19 protein-coding genes are annotated in these 20,840 nt (G+C 66.4%); 14 read left to right on the plus strand and 5 right to left on the minus strand.

From position 1 onward, the window contains the following. Positions 1–72: 72 nt before the first annotated feature. The 8 genes from KWG56_RS17405 to KWG56_RS17440 all read left to right on the plus strand — a co-directional run bounded on the left by KWG56_RS17405 (position 73) and on the right by KWG56_RS17440 (position 7,273). A complete protein-coding gene (locus KWG56_RS17405) occupies positions 73–1,047 on the plus strand; it encodes a polysaccharide deacetylase family protein (RefSeq protein ID WP_219353099.1) in 975 nt (324 codons plus the stop codon). 41 nt (positions 1,048–1,088) lie between these two features. After that, entirely contained in the window at positions 1,089–2,165 is a 1,077-nt protein-coding gene (pheS, locus tag KWG56_RS17410) for a phenylalanine--tRNA ligase subunit alpha (RefSeq protein ID WP_219353100.1), read from the plus strand. A 4-nt stretch (positions 2,166–2,169) separates the two neighbouring features. Continuing rightward, entirely contained in the window at positions 2,170–2,565 is a 396-nt protein-coding gene (locus KWG56_RS17415) for a hypothetical protein (RefSeq protein WP_219353101.1), read from the plus strand. Between the two features lie 224 nt (positions 2,566–2,789). After that, positions 2,790–3,185: a hypothetical protein gene (locus KWG56_RS17420; protein ID WP_219353102.1), complete on the plus strand. Its 396-nt coding sequence runs from the start codon at positions 2,790–2,792 to the stop codon at positions 3,183–3,185. Next, a complete protein-coding gene (locus KWG56_RS17425; protein ID WP_219353103.1) occupies positions 3,185–3,580 on the plus strand; it encodes a hypothetical protein in 396 nt (131 codons plus the stop codon). The genes KWG56_RS17420 and KWG56_RS17425 overlap by 1 nt, the downstream gene beginning before the upstream one ends. Then, the gene (pheT, locus tag KWG56_RS17430) at positions 3,577–5,991 is read left to right on the plus strand and encodes a phenylalanine--tRNA ligase subunit beta (protein WP_219353104.1); all 2,415 of its coding nucleotides are present in this window, start codon (positions 3,577–3,579) and stop codon (positions 5,989–5,991) included. The genes KWG56_RS17425 and pheT overlap by 4 nt, the downstream gene beginning before the upstream one ends. Position 5,992: 1 nt before the next feature. After that, on the plus strand, positions 5,993–6,535 hold the full coding sequence (locus KWG56_RS17435; protein WP_201099880.1) for a TIGR00645 family protein: 543 nt from the start codon (positions 5,993–5,995) through the stop codon (positions 6,533–6,535). A 126-nt stretch (positions 6,536–6,661) separates the two neighbouring features. After that, positions 6,662–7,273: a DUF1134 domain-containing protein gene (locus KWG56_RS17440; RefSeq protein ID WP_201099881.1), complete on the plus strand. Its 612-nt coding sequence runs from the start codon at positions 6,662–6,664 to the stop codon at positions 7,271–7,273. Here KWG56_RS17440 and KWG56_RS17445 read toward each other — a convergent pair. Beyond that, positions 7,270–8,163, minus strand: a complete 894-nt coding sequence (locus tag KWG56_RS17445; protein ID WP_219353105.1) for an NAD-dependent epimerase/dehydratase family protein — start codon at positions 8,161–8,163, stop codon at positions 7,270–7,272. The two genes, KWG56_RS17440 and KWG56_RS17445, sit on opposite strands and share 4 nt — an antisense overlap. Before the next feature lie 142 nt (positions 8,164–8,305). Between KWG56_RS17445 and KWG56_RS17450 the strand changes: the two genes are divergently transcribed. Further along, entirely contained in the window at positions 8,306–8,716 is a 411-nt protein-coding gene (locus KWG56_RS17450; RefSeq protein WP_219353106.1) for a protease inhibitor I42 family protein, read from the plus strand. A gap of 27 nt (positions 8,717–8,743) precedes the next feature. On the opposite strand, the gene KWG56_RS17455 is transcribed toward KWG56_RS17450, so the two are convergent. Continuing rightward, positions 8,744–9,970 (minus strand): NAD-dependent epimerase/dehydratase family protein, encoded by a 1,227-nt coding sequence (locus tag KWG56_RS17455; protein ID WP_219353107.1) that lies wholly within the window; start codon positions 9,968–9,970, stop codon positions 8,744–8,746. Between the two features lie 375 nt (positions 9,971–10,345). Between KWG56_RS17455 and KWG56_RS17460 the strand changes: the two genes are divergently transcribed. The 4 genes from KWG56_RS17460 (at position 10,346) to KWG56_RS17475 (ending at position 14,212) form a co-directional block, all read left to right on the plus strand. Then, entirely contained in the window at positions 10,346–11,302 is a 957-nt protein-coding gene (locus KWG56_RS17460) for a DUF4167 domain-containing protein (protein WP_244999567.1), read from the plus strand. Between the two features lie 71 nt (positions 11,303–11,373). Further along, on the plus strand, positions 11,374–12,684 hold the full coding sequence (locus KWG56_RS17465) for a hybrid sensor histidine kinase/response regulator (RefSeq protein ID WP_219353109.1): 1,311 nt from the start codon (positions 11,374–11,376) through the stop codon (positions 12,682–12,684). An 86-nt stretch (positions 12,685–12,770) separates the two neighbouring features. Next, positions 12,771–13,448, plus strand: a complete 678-nt coding sequence (locus KWG56_RS17470; RefSeq protein WP_219353110.1) for a DUF4893 domain-containing protein — start codon at positions 12,771–12,773, stop codon at positions 13,446–13,448. A 29-nt stretch (positions 13,449–13,477) separates the two neighbouring features. After that, positions 13,478–14,212 (plus strand): DUF4893 domain-containing protein, encoded by a 735-nt coding sequence (locus KWG56_RS17475; RefSeq protein WP_244999568.1) that lies wholly within the window; start codon positions 13,478–13,480, stop codon positions 14,210–14,212. A 41-nt stretch (positions 14,213–14,253) separates the two neighbouring features. On the opposite strand, the gene KWG56_RS17480 is transcribed toward KWG56_RS17475, so the two are convergent. Further along, positions 14,254–15,894 carry a serine hydrolase gene (locus KWG56_RS17480; RefSeq protein ID WP_219353111.1) on the minus strand — a complete coding sequence of 547 codons (1,641 nt, stop codon included), beginning with the start codon at positions 15,892–15,894 and terminating at the stop codon, positions 14,254–14,256. A gap of 215 nt (positions 15,895–16,109) precedes the next feature. Here KWG56_RS17480 and KWG56_RS17485 point away from each other — a divergent pair, with 215 nt between their 5' ends. Continuing rightward, entirely contained in the window at positions 16,110–18,380 is a 2,271-nt protein-coding gene (locus KWG56_RS17485; protein ID WP_244999569.1) for a TonB-dependent receptor domain-containing protein, read from the plus strand. A 42-nt stretch (positions 18,381–18,422) separates the two neighbouring features. On the opposite strand, the gene KWG56_RS17490 is transcribed toward KWG56_RS17485, so the two are convergent. Both KWG56_RS17490 and KWG56_RS17495 read right to left on the minus strand, forming a co-directional pair. Continuing rightward, positions 18,423–20,324, minus strand: coding sequence for a BCCT family transporter (locus KWG56_RS17490; RefSeq protein ID WP_219353112.1), 1,902 nt, complete (start codon positions 20,322–20,324; stop codon positions 18,423–18,425). A gap of 90 nt (positions 20,325–20,414) precedes the next feature. After that, the gene (locus KWG56_RS17495) at positions 20,415–20,825 is read right to left on the minus strand and encodes a BA14K family protein (protein ID WP_219353113.1); all 411 of its coding nucleotides are present in this window, start codon (positions 20,823–20,825) and stop codon (positions 20,415–20,417) included. Between the last annotated feature and the right edge of the window lie 15 nt (positions 20,826–20,840).

Genomic DNA, 20,840 nt, shown 5'->3' on the forward strand with positions numbered 1-20,840 from the left:
CGTTCTTCGTTTCAGGCCGCCCCTTGCAGCGAAGCCGTTTCCACGGCCGCGCTCGATGGCTAGTCTGGCCTTATGTTGCGCGCCCTGATCTGCGGCCTCGCCGCCAGCCTCATCCTGTCCTTGCCCGTCGCCGCACAGGAACGCCGCGTCGCCGTCACCTTCGATGACCTGCCGTTCCAGGCTGACGAAGACGCCATGTGTGATCCGGCCTATCTGCTGCGTCTGACGCAGGATTTCGTCGACATGATCAGGCCGCTCGACACGCGCAGCGTCGCCTTCGTCAATGAGGGCAAGATCTGTGACGCGACCCGCGCCTCGACCCTGCCGCAGGCGCTGAACCTGTGGCTGGACGCCGGGCTTGATCTGGGCAACCACACGGCCAACCACATCAACATCCATCGCAATACGGCAGAGGCCTATCTGGCCAATGTCGATGCGGGCGCGCCGACCACCCGGGCGGTGCTGGAGGCGAGGGGCCAACGGCTGCACTGGTTCCGCCACCCCTATCTGTTCACCGGGGAGACGCCGGAGAAACACGACGCCATCGCCGCCGGTCTGGCCCAGCGCGGCTATACGATCGCGCCCGTCACCATCGACAACAACGACTGGATGTTCGCCGACGTCTATCGCAAGGCCGAGGCGGTCAAGGACGCCGCCCTGATGCATCGGATCGGCGAGGCCTATGTGGCGCACATGGCCGCCGTGCTGGATGTCTTCGAACCCTACAGCGCCGAGATCACTGGCGGTCGGGAGCCGGCGCAGGTCCTGCTGCTGCACGCCAACAGTCTGAATCAGGCCTGGTATCCGCAGATCCACGCCCTGTATCTGGCGCGCGGCTATCGGTTCGTGTCTCTGGAAGAGGCGCTGGCTGACCCCGTCTATGGCCATGCGGACACCTATGTGCGGGCCAATGGAATCTCGTGGCTGCATCGCTGGACGCAGACCGAGGGACGACCCATTCGCTGGGAGCCGCAACCGCCCGTCTGGATCAAGACCGCCTATGAAGGCGCGGCTGAAGACGTGCAACGCAACGCCGTTGAGCCTTGAAGGGTGACGAAATCGCTCAGGCCCGCTAATGCACGGCCCAAATGACCGATCTCGCCACACTCGAACTCGAACTGATCAACGCCATCGGCTCGGCTGAAAGCGTCGCCGCCCTCGAAGAGGTGCGGGTCGCGGCCCTGGGCAAGTCCGGCTCCGTCTCCGGCCTGCTGAAGGGCATGGGCGCGCTGAGCCCTGACGAACGCCGCGAACAGGGCCCGATCATCAATGGCTTGCGCGACCGCGTGTCGTCGACCATCGCCGCCAGGAAGGCCGAGCTTGAGGCCGCTGAACTGGACGCCCGGCTTCTGGCCGAGCGCGTCGACCTGACCCTGCCCGCGCGTCCGCGCCGCAAGGGGGGCGTCCATCCCACCATGCAGGTGATGGACGAAATGGTCGCCGTCTTCGCCGAGATGGGGTTTGCGGTCGCCGAAGGTCCGGACATCGAGGACGACTTCCACAACTTCACCGCCCTGAACTTCCCGCCCAAACACCCGGCGCGGGAAATGCACGACACCTTCTTCCTGAAGCCCGACCCGCAAACGGGCGAGCGCAAGGTGCTGCGGACCCACACCAGCCCGGTCCAGGTCCGCACCATGATGTCGCAGAAACCGCCGATCCGCATCATCGCGCCGGGTCGCACCTTCCGCAAGGATTCGGACGCCACCCACACGCCGATGTTCCACCAGATCGAAGGTCTGGTGATCGACCGCGACATCAATATGGGCCACCTGAAGACGACGCTTCAGACCTTCATCGCCCGCTTCTTCGAGCTGGACGAGGTTCAGGCCCGCTTCCGCCCGCACCACTTCCCCTTCACCGAACCCTCGGCGGAGATGGACATTCGCTGCGACCGTTCCGGCGGGAAACTGGTGTTCAACACCGGCGACGACTGGCTGGAGATTCTGGGCTGCGGGATGGTGCATCCCAATGTGCTGCGCAACTGCGGCATCGACCCCGACGAGTATCAGGGCTTCGCCTTCGGCATGGGCGTCGACCGTCTGGCCATGCTGAAATACGGCGTGCCGGACCTGCGCCCCATGTTCGACGCCGACACGCGCTGGCTGGCGCACTACGGCTTCTCGGCGTTCGCCGCGCCCAACCCTGCAAGCGGACTGAGCTGAACCCATGACTGATACGAGCGGCACAATCAGCTTTCCGATGATCGGAACAGGTCCTCGCTATGAGGGCAAGCACATCTGGCTGCCTCAACTGGTCGTCGAGGCCGCGCGCCGTGGCGAATCCACGATCAAGGGCAAGACCTTCGTCGATTGTCTCCTTGAAGGCCCCGCAGTTCTTTTGCCGATCGCCGGATGTCAGTTCAACGGCTGCAACATGGGCGACATCATGGGAGACGTTCGTAATCTGCTGCTGGCGCCGGTTTCGCCGCAAAAAGTCACTGGCGCTGTGCCCTTCGAACAGTGCAGCTTCATTAATTGCCGGTTCGAGAAGGTCGGGTTTACGGGAGCGCCATCGTTTCTGGATCAGATTTCGGCCATGTTGGTCGGGGAGCCTCAGGGGTGAATTTGATCCTGCCGATCAACCGACGGCACGCGGACGCGCCGGACTTGAACACCGCTACGTTCGAGAACGTCGATAGCATCCTGTGCAACGCTATTCTTCGGCGTTGGCTTGACCGGCACGGACGCGTTCATTGAACAGGTCAGCGCTCTGACCGACCGACCATAAGCTTCCATTTTTATGCCAAAGCGAAATCTGTGCGTGATCTCAGTGATTAGAGCAAAACCATGACTGACATGATGTCCGAGGCGTTTGGTCGCGAGTTGGTGACCCGCCAGACCTTCACGAAAGAAGGTGTTTGGCTGCCGCTTCTAGCAGTTCACCACATGAACGCGGGCGACCCGGTAATCCGTGACAAAACCTTCACCGATTGCGTAATCGAAGGGCCAGCTTTGGTCTTGGCGATGGGATCCACGAGTTTTGATAGCTGCAACATGGGAGTTGCCGCCGATCCGCGCTCGCTTTTGTATAAGGCTCAGGGGCCTATGCTGGTTGGTGCGATTGGCTTGGAAAACTGTCATTTTGTGCGCTGCCGCATGGTTCAGATCGGCTATGCGGGCACCGACACTTTCCTCGATGAAATGGCGAATCAACTGATTGCCGCTCAGGGAATTCAAGCCTGATGGCCCGTCTTCCAATTGATCGTCCGCTGAACGTCGCTCGCGACCTTTCCGCGAAAATATTCAAGGACGTCGATATCAATCTCTTTGATCTGTACGAAGCCTGTCAGGCACAGGGCATGATTACGGATAGGACTTTTATCGGGTGTCGATTGCAGGGGCCGGCTATATTGCTTGCAGCAGTCGGCGTGACATTCGACGAGTGTAACCTCGGCGAAAGTGGTGGCGACGTGCGCAACCTGTTGCTCAAGCCGATGGGGCCAAGAGCCTTGGGATGCGTTCCTATCAGGAACTGCAGTTTCATCGGCTGTGAATTCTACAATGTCGGTTATACGGGGCCTCAAGATTTCCTTGACGACTTGGCTGCCGTGCCGACGACATCCGGGCCTGCTCAATGAAATTCACCCTGTCCTGGCTGAAGGACCACCTCGAGACCGAGGCGGATGTCCACCAGATCGCCGAGGCCATGACTATGGCCGGGCTGGAGGTCGAGGAGGTTCTCGATCCCGCCGCCAAGCTGGCGCCCTTCACGGTGGCTAAGATCATCTCTGCTGAGCGTCACCCCAATGCCGACCGACTTCAGGTCTGTCAGGTCGAGACGGTCGATGGCTTGAAGGAGATCGTCTGCGGCGCCCCGAATGCGCGTGCCGGCCTGACCACCATCTATGCCCCCATCGGCGCCTATGTGCCGGGTCTGGGCGTGACCCTGGTCGAAAAGCCGGTGCGCGGCGTGGTGTCGAACGGCATGCTTTGCTCGGCGTCCGAGCTGGAGCTGGCCGACGAAAGCGACGGCATTCAGGAACTGCCGCCGGAGATCCCCGTGGGAACCCCGGTCGCGGGCCTGTTCGGCGCCGAACCCGTCATTGACTTCGAGGTCACCCCGAACCGTCCCGACTGGCTGGGCGTCGTCGGAATCGCGCGCGATCTGGCCGCCGCCAGCGTGGGCAGGCTGAAGCATTTCGACATCGCCGTGGTGCGCGGCGCCTTCCCGTCGCCGATCTCGGTGCGTCTGGAGGCGACGGAAATGTGCCCGGTCTTCGCCGGTCGCGTGATCCGGGGCGTCAAGAACGGCCCGTCGCCGGCCTGGCTGCAGAAGCGTCTGACCGCCATCGGCCTGCGCTCCATCAACCGTCTGGTCGATGTCACCAACCTGATCGCCTATGACCGCGCCCGGCCCCTGCACGTCTATGACGTGGCCAAGCTGGACGGCGCCGAGATCGTGGTGCGGGCCGGTCGCGCGGCGGAAGAGGCTGAGCGTCTGGTCGCCCTGGACGGCAAGACCTATGCGGCTGATCCGTCAGTCTGCGTCGTCGCGGACGCCGGGGGCGCGCGCGCCATCGGCCTGGGCGGCGTCATGGGCGGCGAGACGACCGGCTGCGACGACGACACCACGGACGTCTTCCTGGAAAGCGCCTGGTTCGATCCCATCGTCACGGCCCAGACGGGCCGGGTGCTGGGCATCCATTCCGACGCCCAGTACCGGTTCGCGCGCGGCGTTGATCCCGTCTCGGTCACGCCGGGTCTGGAGCTGGCGACCCGTCTGATTCTGGACCTGTGCGGCGGCGAACCGTCAGAGATCGTCTTCGTGGGCGAGCCGCCTGCGAACCCTGAGCCCTTCGCCTTCGACCCGGCCTATGTGAAGCGTCTGACCGGCATGGATCTGGCCGATGACCGCATCGGCACGATCCTGGGCCAACTGGGCTTCCTGGTGCAGGCTGCGCCTGCTGGTCAGGCCGAGCCGTGGATCGTCACCCCGCCGTCGTGGCGTCGTGATGTCGAGGGCCGCGCTGATCTGGTCGAGGAAGTGGCCCGTATCGAGGGCTTCGACAATCTGCCCGACGTGGCCCTGCCGCCGGTCGCCATTCCGGCGGGCGGGGTGCTGAACCCGCGCCAGGCCCGCGTCCGCACGGCTCGCCGCGCCCTGGCGTCGCTGGGATACGCCGAGGCCGTCACCTGGTCCTTCACCAAGCAATCGACGGCCGCCCTGTTCGGCGGCGGCGATGAGCGTCTGGTGCTGGAGAACCCCATTGCGGCCGATCTGGACTGCATGCGCCCCTCGGCCCTGCCGAACCTGATCCAGGCCGCCGCCCGCAACGCCGCGCGCGGTTTCGCCGATGCGGCCCTGTTCGAGATCGGCCCGATCTATCTGGGCGACGGGCCCAAGGACCAGCGCACGGTCATCGCCGGTCTGGTCGCCCCGCACGCCGCCCGGCACTGGGGCGGTGCGGGCGAGGAGCCTCTGTTCGCGCTGAAGGGCGATCTGATCGCCGTGCTGGAGGAGATCGGCGCGCCGGTCGCCTCATTGCAACTGGCCCAGGGTCAGAACCGCGACTGGTGGCACCCCGGCCGTTCGGCCCGCCTGCAGCTGGGCCCCAAGAATGTGATGGTCGAGTTCGGCGAACTGCATCCGCGCATCCTGAAGGCGCTGGACGCGGATGGTCCGATGCTGGCCTTCGAGATCGTGCTGGACAATGTGCCTGAACCGCGCGGCCAGAAGGCTAAGGGCCGTGGCCCGGCCGACCTCAGCAGCCTGATGCCCCTGACCCGCGACTTCGCCTTCGTGGTCGAGGACGCCAAGCCGGTCGGTGACCTGGTGCGTGCGGCGGCGGGCGCCGACAAGACCCTGATCGTTGATGTGCGGGTGTTCGACATCTATCGCGGCAAGGGCGTGGACGACGGCTTCAAGTCGGTCGCGCTGGAGGTCGTGATCCAGCCGCGCGAGGCCACCCTGGCCGAAGCCGAGATCGAAGCCCTTACGGCCAAGGTCGTCGCGGCGGTCGAGAAGCAGGGCGGGAAGCTGCGGGCCTGACATGAGCGCCAAACCTCGTATCGAAACCGCTTTCGAGCGGCTGCTCTTCCGCTCGCGCTGGCTGATGGCCCCCTTCTATGCGGGGCTGGTGCTGGCGCTGGTCATGTTGCTGGCGGTCTTCGTCAAGGACCTGATCTATTATGTGCCCAAGGCCCTGAGCCTGAGCCATGAGTTGTCGTCCAACGACGCCATTCTGGCGGTGCTGACGCTGGTGGACCTGTCGCTGGCGGGCAATCTGCTGCTGATCGTCATGTTCTCCGGCTATGAGAATTTCGTCTCGAAGCTGGATCTGGACGGCGAGACGGACCGCCCGCCGTGGATGGGCACGGTCGACTTCTCGGGTCTGAAGATGAAGCTGATCGCCTCCATCGTGGCGATCTCGGGCATCCAGTTGCTCAAGACCTTCATGAACATTGGCAAGGTCGGCTACGAGTTGAACACGACCGAGGCCCTGTGGGGCGTCATCATCCACCTGACCTTCGTGGTGTCGGGCGTGCTGCTGGCCCTGATGGATTGGCTGGCCTCAAAGACCGACAAACACTGAGTTTCGGGGCTGCCGTAAGGTCCGGTTAACCTTGAAGCCGCAAGGCTGCCTTAAAGGTCGAGGAGGGTCGCATCAGGCCCGCGTTCTTACGGGCGCCCTCTCTCGCTGTCTTTCGGAGCGCCCCTCATGCATCGCCGCCAACTGATCCTTTCGGGCATCGCCACAGCCGCCGGGGCTTCATCGCTGGGCGCCTGCGCCTCTACGGCGCCGCGCGATCCCAACTATCCGATCGCCTCGGATCAGCGCGCATCGTCCTACAGCTTCGATGAACTGGTTTCGGCCGGTTCGCGCGAACTGGGCATCGCCGCTGAAGTCGTCGGCGGCGCCATCGAACGCGTCTTTGCGGATCAGGGCGACCGCCCGACCGCCTATATCGCCGGCGAAGAAGGCTCCGGCTCGTTTGTCGTCGGCGCCCGTTATGGCCGCGGCGCCCTTCACATGAAGGATCTGTCGGCCTCGCAGGAGGTCTTCTGGCAGGGGGCTTCGGTGGGTTGGGACTGGGGCGGCAACGCCAGCCGGGTCTTCACCCTGGTGTACGGCCTCTATCACCCCGACATGATCTATCGCCGCTATCCCGGCGTGGAAGGCACCGCCTATCTGGTCGCCGGACTGGGCGTGAACTATCAGAAGGCGGACGGCATCGTCCTGGCCCCGATCCGCACCGGCGTCGGCCTGCGTCTGGGCGCCAATGTCGGCACCATGAGCTACAGCCGCCAGCGCAATCTGCTGCCGCTCTAACCCGCCATGCGGAGCGGGGGCGGTGCGTCCAGCATGGCCTCCAGCCCCTCGCGATAGGTCGGATATTTCGGACGCCAGCCCAGTTCAGCCTTGGTGCGGGCGTTCGAAACGCGTTTTGAATCCAGATAGAAGCGCCGCATTCCTTCGCTGACGCTGTCGTCTGTCCAGTCGACTTCGGGCGGGCGCGGCAGGCCCATGCGCTGGGCCGCCCATTCCACCACCACATCGGTGGGCGAAGGCTCGTCGTCCGTCAGATTATAGACGGCGCCCGGGCGCGGCCTGTCCATCGAGGCGAACAGGGCCGAGACGATGTCGTCGATGTGGATCCGATTGAAGATCTGGCCGGGCTTCCTGACCAGTTTGGCCGTGCCCGCGCGCAGCCGCTCGACCACGCTGCGCCCCGGTCCGTAGAAGCCGGGCAGGCGGAACAACTGCACCGTCAGTCCCATGCCCCGCGCCCCGTCCAGCCAGTCCTGTTCGGCCCGCACGCGGCGCGCGCCTTCCAGATTGGCGGCGTTCAACGGACCGCTGTCGAACACCCAGCCGCCCGCCCGGTCGCCATAGACGGAGGTGGACGAGACATAGCCGATCCAGTCGGGCCAGGCCTCTGACGCCAGGGGGGAGAGCGCGCGCAGACCCGGGCAGCCCTGGGCGTCCGGCGCGGCCGTCACCAGAACCGCCGTCGCCGCCTGCAACGCCGCCTTCAGGGCGGGCGTGTCCTGCGGGTCAATGGCGGTGACGCCTTCGGCCTCCAGCGCCTTGCGGCGTTCGGGATCGCGAGAGGTGGCGACCGCCGTTCCGCCCCGCCTGAGCGCCTCCAGCGCAACTGCCCGTCCCACATAGCCGCCGCCGAAGACCAGCAGGGACAGGGTTGGGGCGGGTTCAGGCATGGATTTCATCACGGGACGGGCCTTGGGCGAAGAGACGCGCGCCAAAGGCGGAGTGTTTGATCGGGTTGGAGATTCCGCTGCTCTGGGGCAGAGTTGGCTTCCAGCTATGCTTTAAACGCGTTTCACAAGGTCGAGGTTCACGATGCCCCACAGAATGTTGTTTGTCGCCTTCGCTTTCGCCCTGGCCGCGAGTTCGGCCGCCAACGCCGCAACCGCGCAGGAGCCTGCGCCGATCACCCTGTCGGCCGCCAACGCCGTGTCACCTGTGTCTTTGCCTGCGGGCGTGACCTCCGTCCTGCGCCTCGAAACCAATCCCAGCACCGGCTATGCTTGGCAGGTGGCGGAAGCCGCCAACCTACGTGTCGACGAACCGTTCGAAGTCACCCGCGATCCTGCCACCCCCAATGGCATGGTGGGCGCGCCTGAAAGCGCCGCCATCCGCATCACGCCGCGCGGCAAGGGGCCTGCGGCCCTGAAACTGGTCTATAAACAGGCCTGGAGAGACACCACGCCGGACGACAGGACCCTGTCATTCGTCTTCGTGGTGGAGTGAGCCCAGAGGCCGTTTGCTTGAATAGCCTCAGGCCGTCAGCACTGACGGTCTGACGGCTTCGGCTGGCGCGGGGTGCTCCAGCGCCTCTGCCCGGCATTGATTCCAGGCCGACACGCACGGCACGCGCGTCAGATCGGCGCGGTCGGCGTAGCGGCGGGCGATTTCGGTCACATCCTGCATCAGCCCCTCGGCCAGGGTGATCGGCTTCAGGCCCAGTTCGCGGAACTGGTCATTGGCCACGACCAGTTCGTTCTCGTCGGCCTCCTGGCGCGGATTGGGCAGGTTGCGGATTTCAGCGCCGGTCATGTCCGCGACCATCCGGGCCAGGTCGCGCACCCGGCGGCTCTCGGTCATCTGATTCAGGATCTTGACCCGTTCGCCGCGCCTGGGCGGGTTCTTCAGCGCCAGTTCGACGCAACGCACCGTGTCCTGAATATGGATGAAGGCCCGCGTCTGGCCGCCTGTCCCGTGCACCGTCAGCGGATAGCCGACCGCCGCCTGCATCAGGAACCGGTTCAGCACCGTGCCGTAGTCGCCGTCATAGTCGAAGCGGTTGATCAGCCGCTCGTCCAGCCGCGTCTCGGCGGTCTGGGCGCCCCAGACGATTCCCTGGTGCAGATCGGTGATCCGCAGGGCGTCGTTCCTGGCGTAGAACTGGAACAGCAGGGCGTCCTGCGTCTTGGTCATGTGATAGATGCTGCCCGGATTGGGCGGGAACAGGATTTCCTGTTCGGACGGGCCGTTGTCGGTGTCGACTGTGACCTTCAGATAGCCCTCGGGAATACGAAGTCCCGCGGTGCCGTAGCCATAGACCCCCATGGTCCCCAGGTGGGCCAGATGCACGTCCAGCCCGCTCTCGACGATGGCGGCCAGCAGGTGGTGGGTGGCGTTGATGTTGTTGTCGACGGTGTAGAGCTTGTGCCGCGCCGATTTCATCGAATAGGGGGCCGCGCGCTGTTCGGCGAAATGGACCACGCTGTCGGGCGCCAGGTCACGGATCAGGGCGACCAGCCGGTCGAACTCCTGGCCCAGGGTCATGTTGACGAAGCCGATGTCGCGGCCCGAGATTTCCTTCCACGCCTTGATCCGCTCGCCCATGGTTCGGATCGGCGTCAGGGACTGGATCTCCAGCTCGTTGTCGATGTTCCGACGGCTCAGATTGTCGACGATGGTCACGTCCCACCCGCTGGCCGACAGATGCAGGGCCGTGGGCCAGCCGCAGAAACCGTCGCCGCCCAGAACCAGAACGCGCATGGAAAGCCTCGTAAACCTCTCAAAGCCACTGCCTAGCCCAAGGGAGGGGGCGCAGCAAAGCGCCGCAGTTGGCTTGTGATGCGACAGGCCTGCGAAAACCGCTTGGAAAGGACGGTCGCACAGGTTAAGTCACTCCCTGTCTCCCAACTCAAATCGCAGCTTTCCGGGCGCATACCCGGCTGTTCGCGGCTTGAGCCGGCCATGACGGTCTGTCCCCAAAGGACCGGCGCACCATGCGGGCGACTAGGCATTCCGACAGATCGACAATCGGGGATAGGCCTCGAGCGAAACGGAACCACGAAACGGACGGACCCGGCCAGACTGGCGCGGCTCCGCCCCTGCACACGGTTAGCGGGCATGAGAGATTTCAAGGGCATGAAGCGTCAACGCGGACGCAATCGGAACAAGGCGGGCGCGAATAACGCCAACAACGCCAATCCGAATCGTTCGTGGGACTCGCAGGGCCCAGAGAACATCAAGGTCCGGGGCAACGCCCAGACCGTTTATGAACGCTATCAGCAGCTGGCGCGCGACGCCTCGTCTGGCGGCGACCGGGTTCTGGCTGAAAACTATCAGCAGCACGCCGAACATTATTACCGCGTCCTGCGCGCTCTGCAGCCGCAGCGGTCCTTCTCGGACATCGCTGCACGCGAACTGTCGAACCAGGGCTTCGACATCGATTTCGAAGACGAGTCCGGCGCACAGGCCGCCGCCTTCCTGGCCGCCCAGCAGGCCGCAGACCGCGCTGCGTCGGAAGCCGCCGCGCGCGCTGAACAGCGTGACCAGCCGCGCGAACCCTACCGCGACCGTGACCGCGACCAGCCGCGTGATCGCGACCAGAACCGCGACCGCGACCAGTATCAGTCGCGCGACCGCGATCGTGACGCGCAGAACGGCGACCGTGACCAAGGCGGCGAGGACCGTGAGCCCCGCGCCGAAGGCGAAAACGGCGGCCGCCGTGAAACCCGCCGCGAACGCTGGGAGCGCCGCCGCCAAGAGCGCAACAATCGTTTCGAGGGCCAGAACGAAGGCCCGAACGACGGCCAGGTCGAGGCCTCCGACGACGCAGGTGAAGCTGCTGCGTCGCCTGTGATTGAAGCGGTCGTCGAGGCCGCGCCTGTCGAAGTGCCTGCGCCGGTCGAAGTCGCCGAACGCCCCCGCCGCGGCCGTCGTCCGGCCGCCGCAGCGGTCGAGGCCGGTGACGACGCCCCGGCCGCTTTGCCGGGCTTCCTGACCCGTTCGGCGGTTCCGGCTGAGCCTGAGGCGGAAGCCGCCCCGCGCCGCCGCGCCCCGCGCCGCAAGGCCGAGGCGGCCGTCGAAAGCGAAGACTGAATACAACCAAAAGATGGTGTTTACCTGATCGCAACCCAAGCGTGTGATTTTTCACATGTCTGGAGGGCGTCATGGAAATCATCCTGCTCATTCTGGTCATGGCCCTGTCGGGTGGGCTGGCCGGAATTCGACTTTGGCTCAAGGCGCGGGGCGCGGCTGAAAAGCTGCGGCGCGCCAATGAGGGGCTGGAGGCCCGCGTCGCCGAACGAACCCTGGCGCTGACGCGGGCCCTGGCCGCCGCCGACGCCCAGCAGGACCGCATCGCCGCCGCCGACCGGGCCAAGGCCGAATTCATGCTGGGCCTGGGGCGCGAACTGCGTCAGCCGCTGAACGTCATCCACGGTTTTGCCCAACTGCTGCGCCTGAACTCCGTGGAGCCCCTCAGCCGCAAGCAGAGCGAGGCCGTGGGGCGGATCGAAGCGGCGTCCTCGGCCCTGATCGCGCTGGCGGACGAGGTGATCGATTTCGCCGCCGTGCAGTCGCCGAACCTGACCCTGTCCCTGCAGCGTGTCGATCTGCGCCTGGCCTTGCGGCAGGTCTGCGACGCCCTGAGCGTGGACGCCGAAAAGGCTCACGTCACCCTGGACTGTCCGCCTGCCGCCGCAGGCCTGGGCGTCATCGCCGATCCGGTCCGGGTGCGCCAGATTCTGCGCCGCCTCATCGCGGACGCCATTCGTCATACCCAGCCGGGCGGCATGGTCCGCACCGAGATCCAGCGGTCCTACGACGAGGTGGTCGCCCTGGTCCACGACACGGGTTTCGAGGCCGCGTCCGACCGGATCGAGACCCTGTTCGAGCCGTTCAACGGGGTGGAGCGCGATGCGCCTTCCGGCGCCAGTCTCGGCATGGCGGCGGCCCAACGTCTGGCCGAGGCCATGCAGGGCCGCATCTTCGCGGCGCGCCGAAAGGACGCCGGCGTCACCTTCACCCTGCGTCTGCCTGCCGTCATCCCGGCGCCCGTGAACGTGCCGTCAAAGGCCGTCATCCTCTACGTCGAGGCCGATCTCGCCAATGTCGCCCTGATGCGGCAGGTGCTTTCGGTCTTTGGCGATCCGCCCCTCTATGTCGCGCCGACGGGGGACGAGGGGCTGGCCCTGGCCCAGGCGCTGCAGCCCGATGTCATCCTGTTGGATACGGACCTGCCGGGCATGGACGGGTTTGAACTGAAGATGCGTCTGGACGCCGATCCCATCACGCGGGGACTGCCGGTCGTGGCCCTGTCCGCCTCGGCCGCGCCGGACGACATCCGGCGGGGACAGGCTGCGGGCTTCACCGCCTATCTGACGAAGCCGCTGGAGCTTCAGGCCCTGACCGGCGCCCTGCATGACGCCCTCAATCGGCGCGGTTTGGATGGCGGACCGGGCGTCAGATCCGCCGCCTGAACCGTCGCGGTCTTGACGGCGGCGTAGGCGGCGGGGCCTAAAGGGCGGGACTTCGCCGCAAGGCCGCCGCCGCAAGGGAAGCGCTGATGCGTTCATTCGTCCGTCTCGCCCTGTCGATCTCTGCTGTCGCCGTCCTGGCGGCCTGCGCGACAACACCCCCTCCGCCGCCTCCGCCCCCACCGCCGGCGGGGCCGGGCGCAGGGGGGGCGGGGACGGGCGCGACCCTGATGGACTGGCGCGGCGTCATCACCTCAGGCGACCGTGACCGGTATGTGCGACGTGACGCGGCCTGGAGCCTGGCGTTGCAGCAGGCCCGCCGTCAGAAGGGCTCAGGCGACCTGAACAGTCTGGGCGACCTGATTGATCCCGGCGCCGCCCGACCGGGCGCCGCGCCGCGCCCGGGAAACTATCGCTGCCGCACAGTGAAACTGGGCTCCCAGGGCGGTGAGACAGGGCTGGGTTATGTCGTCTACGGCTGGTTCGGCTGTCGCATCGAACAGACGCCGCGCGGCCTGAAATTCACCAAGACGACCGGCTCGCAGCGTCCGTCCGGCCTGCTGTTCCCCGAGAACGACCGGCACATGGTCCTGCTGGGCTCGATGGCCCTGGCGCAGGAGCCACCCGCCAACTCCTATGGCCAGAATCCCGACCGCGATCTGGTCGCGGTGATGGAGCGGATCGATGACGCGCGCTGGCGCCTGGTCATCCCCTGGCCCCAGAACGAATCGAATCTGGACCTGATCGAACTGGTCCCCGCAAACTGACCGACAGCCCGATTTCAAGGCGAAACATCATGCGATCCCTCTCTCTGAAAATGCTGACCCTGGTCAGCGCTGCGGCCCTGGCCGGGACCTTGAGCGCCTGCGGCGACAATCGCGGCGGCAAGTCCGAGCCGCCCGCCTTGAAGGTCGCCGACGCCGAAACCGCCCAGCCGCAACCCGAGGCCGCCCCACCGGCCGACGCCGCACCGGCGGAAACAGCGGCCCCGGCGACCGACGACTGGCGCAAGGTCGTCTCCAGCACGGACGAGGGGCTGCTGGGTCGGCTTGACGACGCGTGGCGTTTGGCGCGCATCGAGGCTGAGGAAGACGGTTATTCAGCCCAGGTCGAGAAACTGGGGCCGCTGGGTGATCCCAACGCTGCCCGTGCGGGCCGGTCGCAGCCGGGGCCGGGATCCTATCGCTGCCGCACGATCAAGATGGGCACGCGCGACGGCGGAACCCTGGCCTATGTCGACTATCCCTTCTTCGCCTGCCGGGTCGAACTGACGCCGGGGGGCGACCTGATCCTGACCAAGACGACCGGCTCGCAGCGGTTCCAGGGCAGGCTCTATCCCGATGCCGACAGCCGTCTGGTCTATGTCGGAACCCAGGCCTGGGGCGACGAACGCGGCTTCCCCGCCTATGGCGCCCAGCCGGAACGCGATCAGGCGGGCGTGGTCGAGCGGATCGGCGAAAACCGCTGGCGCGTGGTCATCCCCTGGCCGAAACAGGAATCCAAGCTGGACCTGATCGAGATCGTCCGCTGACGGGCGAGCGATCCGTCCAGGGTCGCCCCACGGATGAAATCTCAGACCCGCGTCAGCTTCAGGTCCTGATAATCGTACGAGAAGTCGATGTCGGGCGAGACGCCCTTGACCGTCGCCGTCGCCGGTTTCGCCGTCTGGATGTTGAAGGTGATGAAGGCGTCTTCCTCGCGCTTGTCGGGGAAGCGGGTGCGGAAGGTCTCGCCGTCATAGGGCTCCAGCCAGCCCTGCAGCGCCGGGGTGTGGGTGAAGCTGAGCCACAGGCCGCTCTTGCGGTTGCGGCCCCGGCCTTCGGTCTTCTGGACGATGGTGATGTCGCCGTACCACGGGTCGCGCCAGGTTCCGGCATAGGCGTCCAGCGGCATCGCCGGGGGTGCGCCCGCGCGTTGCTTGGCGTCGATCTCGATGGCGGCGGCCTGCGACTTGGCTTCACCCTCGGCCTCGATCTTCTTGGAGTCTGCAATCCAGTCGAAGTCGGCCTTGCCCATGCACAGATCGGTGATGCCTGAGCGCAGGGACCGCAGCAGGAAGCTTTCCTCGGCGTTGGAGAAGATGCTGAAGCCGATCTTGCGTCCGGGGATCAGGACGGTGGCCGAAATCCCGCCGGGCGATCCGCCGCCGTGGCTGGCGATCCGCTCGCCGCGATAGTCCTGCACCTGCAGGCCCATGGCGTAGGTCGAGGCGATGGCGCGGTTGGGCAGTTCCGCCGTCGGCCCCGCCGAGTTGCCGACGATGATGTTGGGCCGATACATCTCGCGCGCCGTCTCTTCCGAGAACAGGCGCGAGCCGTCGGGCAGTTTGCCTTCGTTCAGGCGCACGGCGATCCATTTGGCCCAGTCTGTGGTGGTGGTGCAGATGCCGCCCGCCGCCGCCGCCGAATCCCAGTTCCAGACCTCGGCGATGGAGTTGGCGATCTGAACCATCGGCCCGTGGGTGCGCAGCGGCGGCCCGACGCGGGCGTGGGGCAGGGCGGATTTGGCGGGGTCGGCCAGGCGCGCCAGAGGCACGGTCTCGGTCATGCCGACCTTGTCCAGGATCCGCGTCTGGATGAAGTCCTCCCACGTCAGGCCCGACACGGCCTCCAGCACGGCGCCCGCAACCACGAACATCAGGTTGCAATAGTGATAGCGCGCCCGGAACCCGTCCTCGATGGGCACGAAGGCGGCCTGGGCGATCACCTCGGCGCGGGTGCGGTCGCTGTTGGGCCAGAACAGCAGGTCGCCTGCACCCAGACCGAACCCGGCCCGGTGGCTCAGGGTGTCGCGCACGGTGATATGGTCGGTGATGTAGGGATCGGACAGTTTGAAGCCGGGCAGATAGGTCTTCACCGGCTCGTCCCACTTCACCTTGCCCTCGTCGACCATGATGGCCAGGGCGGCGGCGGTGACGTTCTTGGAGTTGGAGGCGATGGCGAACAGGGTGTGTTCGTCGGCCCGCGCGGGTTTGCCCTGCACCTTCACGCCATAGCCGCGCGACAGGATGGTCTGGCCGTCCTTGACCACCGCAACGCCCAGGGCGGGCTGATCCGGCCAGGCGGCCATCGCCGTCTTCACATAGGCGTCCACCGCCTCGACCAGGCTGGCGTCGTCGTTCGCCGCCGTGCGCGCCCAGGACGGGCTGGAGACCAGGGCGGCGGCGCCTCCGGAAGCGAACAGGGCGGTGCGGCGCGACAGGCGAAGGGACATTGAAAACTCCGGCAAGACTTGCGGCGACGCTAACGCCGGGCCGCCGACACTCCAAGCGGGAACTGGCCAAGCGCGAACTGCCCAAGTGCGAACGGGCCAAACGCGAATTCGCGCGCGACGTCACATGACACATCCTTAACTGGTGTTCGGCGCCGCCTGTTGTTAGCGCGAGGAAAAAGCACGCCCCCGTCTCTGCCTGCCCAGGATCATCTCAAGTGAACAGACTGTATTACGCCTCGCTGGCCAGCGCCGCCCTGATGCTGCCCGCAGGAGCCGCCCTGGCCCAGACGCCCGCGCCGCGTCCGGCGACGCCTGCGCCCCAGGCTCCGGCCCAAACCCAAACCCCGACCCCGCCCCAGCCCGCCGCACAAACCCCGCCGTCAGGTCAGGCCGCCACCGTCGGCGATGTGGTGGTCAACGCCCGCGCCAGCGACGTCCGCACCTCGATCGACGCCACCAGCTACAGCCTGGCCAACGACCTTCAGGCCGTGACCGGCAGCGTGGCCGACGCCCTGCGCAATGTTCCCTCGGTCGATGTCGATCCCGAGGGCAATGTCTCTCTGCGCGGCGACAGCAATGTCACCATCCTGGTCGACGGCCGCCCGTCGGGCATCCTGACGGGCCCCGGCCGTGGCCAGGCGCTGATCCAGCTGCCGGCCAGCCAGTATGCGCGCATCGAGGTGATGACCAATCCGTCCGCCGCCTACAGCCCCGAAGGCTCCGGCGGGGTGATCAACCTGATCACCAAGCCCACGGCGCCCAAGCCCGGAACCCAGACCACCGGCTCCATCCGCGCCAATGTCGGCGACAACGGCCGCTGGAATGCGGGGCTCAGCGGATCGTATCAGAAGGACCGCCTGACCCTGTCGGGCGACCTCAGCTACCGGACCGATCCCACCAACATCCACATGACGCGCCTGCGCGAGCAGCTTGATCCCGTCACCGGCGCGGTGGTTTCGACCACCAGCGTCGATCAGCGGATCGAGTCTGAACAGAACGGCGCGTTCGGGCGCTTGACCGCCGAATACAAGCTGACCGACAAGACCCAGGTGACCGGTGAACTGCGCGGCGTCGTCTTTGACGGCGAAGGCTCGGGAGGGGGGCTGTTTGAAACCCGCAACGCGGCGGGCGCCCTGACCAGCGCCTATCGTCGTGATGGCGGTCAGGACTTCAACTTCAAGAACTGGGGCGTCACCGGGCGGGTGCTGCATCGCTTCGATGATTCCGGTCACGAATGGTCGAACGAACTGCGCTACGACAGCAACAGCAACGACAGTTCGGGCCCGGCCAGCACCCTCTTCCTGACCCCCGCCGCCGCGACCCTGTACGAGCGCACGGCGACCGATGTGAACCAGGTCACCCTGGGCTTCACCAGCGCCTATGTCCGTCCCCTGTCCGACGGCGGCAAGCTGCGTCTGGGCTATGAGCTGAACGATCAGCGCCCGGATCAGGAGGTGGTCTTCAGCCGAGGCCCGATCGAGAACAATCTGCCGGTGGTTCCCGGCCTCAGCAGCCGGTTCAAGGCGCGCCAGACGGTTCACGCCCTGTACGCCACCTATGAGCGCAGCCTGTCCGAGAAATTGTCGGCCCAGGCGGGTCTGCGGCTGGAGCAGGCCGACATCCGCATCGACGACCTGACCGGCGGGACCTCCGCCTCTCAGGACTATTTCCGCGCCTATCCGACCGCTCATGTCCAATACAAGATGTCGGACGAACAGACCCTGCGCGCCAGCTATTCGCGCCGCATCCAGCGCCCGCAGCCCAGCCAGCTGAATCCGCTGGTGGTCTATCAGGACCCGCTGAACCTGCGTTCAGGCAACCCGGACCTGCAGCCCCAGGAAACGGATTCCTTCGAGTTCATGTGGCAGCTGCGCAAGGGGCAGACCTTCTATCAGGCCACCGCCTATCTGCGTGACACCGACAAGGCCTTCACCGACGTGGCCAGCGACATCGGCGGCGGCGTTCTGCTGACCCGCCCCGAAAACCTGGGCTCGCGCCGCGACATGGGCGTGGAACTGGTCGCCAACGGCCGCCTGCATCCGACCTTGCGCTACAACGCCGCCGTCAATGTGTTCCAGCAGGAGATCGACGCCGCGGGGATTCCTGGCGGGCGCGACCGCGACGGCACGATGGCCAGCGGGCGCCTCAGCCTGAACTGGCAGCCGACGCCCAAGGACTTTGTCCAGGTGACCGGCTTCTGGCAGGGCGAAAGCCTGCTGGCCCAGGGCAAGCGCGAGGCCGGGGGCATGGTCAACCTGGGCTATCGGCGCAAGCTGAACGAGACCCTGTCGTTCAACTTCACCGCCCGCGACCTGTTCAATTCGTTCAACAACACGGTCACCTATGACACGCCTCTGTTCCGCGAACGCTCGGAGCAGGACATCAAGCTGCGCGCCTTCTACGTCGGCCTGACGTGGAACTTCGGCGGCGGCCAGCGTCGTCAGCCGGAGCAGTTCGACTTCTCGACCGGCCCGACGGGCGGCTGAGGATCAGAAGGGCGGCGTCGTTCGCGCCGCCGCCCCCGGTGCTCAACCCAGGCGCCAGGCCTGCAGTTTCTCCAGCACGTCGGCGACGATCTGGTTCTGGGTGAAGCCGGTCACATCATAGGGGCGAGAGCCGTCGCCGGTCTGGGCCGTCAGGCGCCATTCCAGCAGGCGGCGCCCGACGGGCGCGTCGCGCTGGCTGGCGACCGGGCGGGGGCGTGACCGCGCGCCTAGCCGATAGATGAAGACCCGCTCGCCGTGCCGCACCGTCAGCCAGGCGGCGGCGTCGTCGCGACCGACCTCGGCGTCGGGTTCTTCGGCCTCCAGGGCGGTGCGCACGGTCTCCAGCGCGGGCAGGCCGTGGCGGTCGATCTCCTTGACGATGTCGGTGCGCGTCGCCGGCGTCAGGATGCGTTTCAGCTGCTGCGACAGGGGCGCGGCCTCGGTGGCGATGCTCGCCCCGGTCAGGTCGGCGTTCATCTGTCGGAACAGGCCCGCGACCAGCAGGATCATGATGATGCAGAAGGGCAGGGCCGCCACCAGGGTCGCGGCCTGCAACGCCCCCAACCCGCCTGCCAGCAGCAGCAGGGCCGCCGCCGCCCCCTGCATCACGCACCAGTAGATCCGCTGCCAGCGCGGGGTGTCGTCCGCCCCGCCGGACGCCAGGGTGTCGATCACCAGCGAGCCGGAATCCGCCGAGGTGACGAAGAAGACCGCGACCAGCAGGATGGCCAGGGTCGAGGTGAACATTGTGCCCGGCAACTGCTCGAAGAAGTGGAACATGGCCGTCGACAGGTCGGCCTGCACGGCCTGGGAGATCGCGCCCGCCGCCTGGCCCATGTCATAGGCCATGGCCGTATTGCCGAAGACGGTCATCCACAGGAAGGTGAAGCCGGTGGGGACCAGCAGCACGCCGATCACGAACTCGCGCACCGTCCGCCCGCGCGAAATCCGGGCGATGAACATGCCCACGAACGGCGACCAGGCGATCCACCAGGCCCAGTAGAACAGGGTCCAGTTGGCCATCCACGCCCGCGGCTCATAGGCGTACAGGGTGAAGGTGCGCACGAAGAAGTGGTCCAGATACAGGCCGAAATTCTGCACCAGCGCCCGCATTAGGAACAGGGTCGGTCCGGCGAACAGCACGAACAGCATCAGGCAGACGGCCAGGATCAGGTTCAGCTCCGACAGGCGCCGCACCCCCTTGTCCACGCCCGACAGCACCGAAAGCGTCGCCACCCCCATCACCGCCACGATCAGCCCGACCTGGATCAGCACCGTGTTGGGAATGCCGAACACATAATCCAGACCCGCCGCCATCTGGGCCACGCCCAGCCCCAGAGAGGTGGCGATGCCGAACAGGGTGCCGCAGATGGCGAAGATGTCGACGGCGTCGCCGATCGGCCCGTTGATCCGCCTGCCCAGCAGGGGATAGAGGCCTGACCGCATCGTCAGCGGCAGGCCCTTTCGGTGCGCGAAATAGGCCAGGCTCAGTCCGACCACGGCATAGATGGCCCAGGCGTGGACGCCCCAGTGGGTGAAGGTGATGACCATGGCCTCGCGTGCGGCCTTGACCGTGCCGGGGACCTCCTCGGGCGGGGCGATATAGTGCTGCACCGGTTCGGCGACGGCGAAATACATCAGGCCGATGCCCATGCCGGCGGCGAACAGCATGGCCAGCCAGGACAGATAGGGGAAGTCCGGCTCGGCGTCGTCCGGCCCCAGCTTCAGCCGTCCGGTCGGCCCGCCGGCCAGCCAGACCACGGCGCCCAGAAAGCCCGCAACCGCAGCGACATACAGCCAGCCGAAGGTGTCGATCACCCAGGCCTGGGCCCGACCGAATATCAGGTCGGATGTGTTCGGCGCGATCAGGGCCAACAGCAGCAGGGCGCCTGCAATCGCGCTGGCCCCCCAGAAGACACGGGGGTTCATCTTGGTCGTAAGCATCGGTCCAAAGCGTATGGCGAAGCTCTGGGTTCCCGATTGCCTGACAAGACCGGGCGGCGGGGTCGTCGCCCGGTCGTCGTGCTTCAGGCGTTACAGGCGGCAGACCGCCGTCTGGCCGCGACGGACGGTGTAGCGGTCCGTGCGCGGATTATAGCTCTTGTAACGGCTCTGACAGGCGTGAACGTGGCGGTACCAGTCGCCGTGACGCGAGAAATGCGCCGGCGGCTCATTGGGGCGCGCGCCCCAACGGGTTTCCCACACGCCATATCGGTCATTGTCCTGCGGCCCACGACCGTCGGCGCGACGCATGTCGTGCTGGTTCGGCCCGGTGGTCTGCATATAGGGGACGGGGCCGGTCTGTGGGGTTCTGGCCTCGTTTGGCCGCATCGGTGCGGCGTGTTCTGGCTGTCCTTGTCGGGACTGGTCAGAGCTCGCGGCCTGTGCGGAAGCGGCGCTGAGGGCCATGAGGCCGGCGGCGACTGCGATCAGGGTCTTGCGCATGATTAGCTCCTCATG

The sequence above is a fragment of the Brevundimonas nasdae genome (assembly GCF_019395145.1).
Classification (GTDB): domain Bacteria; phylum Pseudomonadota; class Alphaproteobacteria; order Caulobacterales; family Caulobacteraceae; genus Brevundimonas; species Brevundimonas nasdae.